2 protein-coding genes and 2 pseudogenes are annotated in these 1,050 nt (G+C 64.3%); 2 read left to right on the top strand and 2 right to left on the bottom strand.

All coding sequences use genetic code 11. The annotated features are described in order from the left end of the window. Window positions 1-263 (bottom strand): annotated as a pseudogene (locus V0R59_RS32150) (class I SAM-dependent methyltransferase); the annotation flags it as partial. On the opposite strand from V0R59_RS32150, the pseudogene V0R59_RS32145 reads away from it, so the two are divergent. Then, window positions 228-464 (top strand): annotated as a pseudogene (locus V0R59_RS32145) (aminotransferase class III-fold pyridoxal phosphate-dependent enzyme); the annotation flags it as partial. The pseudogenes V0R59_RS32150 and V0R59_RS32145 overlap by 36 nt on opposite strands. Here V0R59_RS32145 and V0R59_RS32140 read toward each other — a convergent pair. Next, entirely contained in the window at window positions 448-741 is a 294-nt protein-coding gene (locus V0R59_RS32140; RefSeq protein ID WP_408005266.1) for an alpha-2-macroglobulin family protein, read from the bottom strand. The pseudogene V0R59_RS32145 and the gene V0R59_RS32140 overlap by 17 nt on opposite strands. Before the next feature lie 13 nt (window positions 742-754). Here V0R59_RS32140 and V0R59_RS31770 point away from each other — a divergent pair. Then, window positions 755-1,050, top strand: a 296-nt coding sequence (locus V0R59_RS31770) for an immunoglobulin-like domain-containing protein (protein ID WP_330105873.1), incomplete at its 3' end; no start/stop codon positions are given.

Below are 1,050 nucleotides of genomic sequence, written 5' to 3'. Positions count from 1 at the left end.
ATCTGGTGCAGGTTGATCCAGCCCTTGGTGAAGGCATAGGCGCAACCGGCCAGGTACAGGCGCCAGATACGCAAGGTCTTCTCCGGCACCAGCGCGGCGGCGCGGTGCAACTGGTTCTCCAGGTTCTCACTCCAGTGGTTGAGGGTCTTGGCGTAGTGCAGCCGCAGGCTTTCGATATCGACCACCTCCAGGCCCGCCTCGCAGATACGCGCCGTGATCATCGAGATATGCGGCAGCTCGCCGTGGGGGAACACATAACGGCCACCGGCTTTGGCCGCACCGGCCAGCTGTTTGCCTGTGACTGGGCCGGCATCAGCCCCGACATCATGTGTCTGGGCAAGGCGCTCACCGGCGGCTACCTGACGCTGTCGGCCACGCTCACGACCGAGCATGTGGCTCGCACCGTGTGTGATGGGAAAGCCGGCGTCTTCATGCATGGGCCGACCTTCATGGGCAACCCCTTGGCCTGCGCGGTGGCCAACGCCTCCATCGATCTGCTGCTGGCCTCGCCGTGGCAGGAGCCTCCAGCTCGAAGCCAGCGGGCGCCATCTCCACCAGCAGGGCATCGGGCACCGCCGATTCACTGCTGACGTTGAGCCGCACCACCACCAGATCACCCACCTTCACCTTGGCGGGATCAAACGGCTGGCCGTCGCTGTTGAACCAGCTGCGGGTCACACTCATCCCCTTGCTGACCCGTGCCGGTGCCTGTTCGGGATAACCTACCAGAGTGCGCTGCACATAGAGGGAGCCCTTGCCCTCGTTGGTGACCGCACTGGCCGCCAGTGGCGGCAACTACGAGCACCTGGAAACCGCCGGCACTCCGACCACTGTCGTCACCGATGACCCGGCACGCCTGGACACCACCGGCCTGACCCTGTCGGCCTCCGGTACGGTGCAGGAAGGCGGCGAGATCACCTACACCGCCCGCCTGACCAACCCGGCTGGCACCGAGATGAAGATCTCGCTGAGTAATGGCGAAACCATCACCATTGGTAAAGGTTTGAGCGAAGGCTCAATCACCTTCCCCGCACCGCAGAACACCGTCTA

Origin of the sequence: Pseudomonas ulcerans (genome assembly GCF_036324125.1) — a bacterium.
In the GTDB taxonomy this organism is placed as follows: domain Bacteria; phylum Pseudomonadota; class Gammaproteobacteria; order Pseudomonadales; family Pseudomonadaceae; genus Aquipseudomonas; species Aquipseudomonas ulcerans.
The sequence above is the reverse complement of the archived record's forward strand: the minus strand, read 5'-3'. Positions and strand labels throughout refer to the sequence as shown.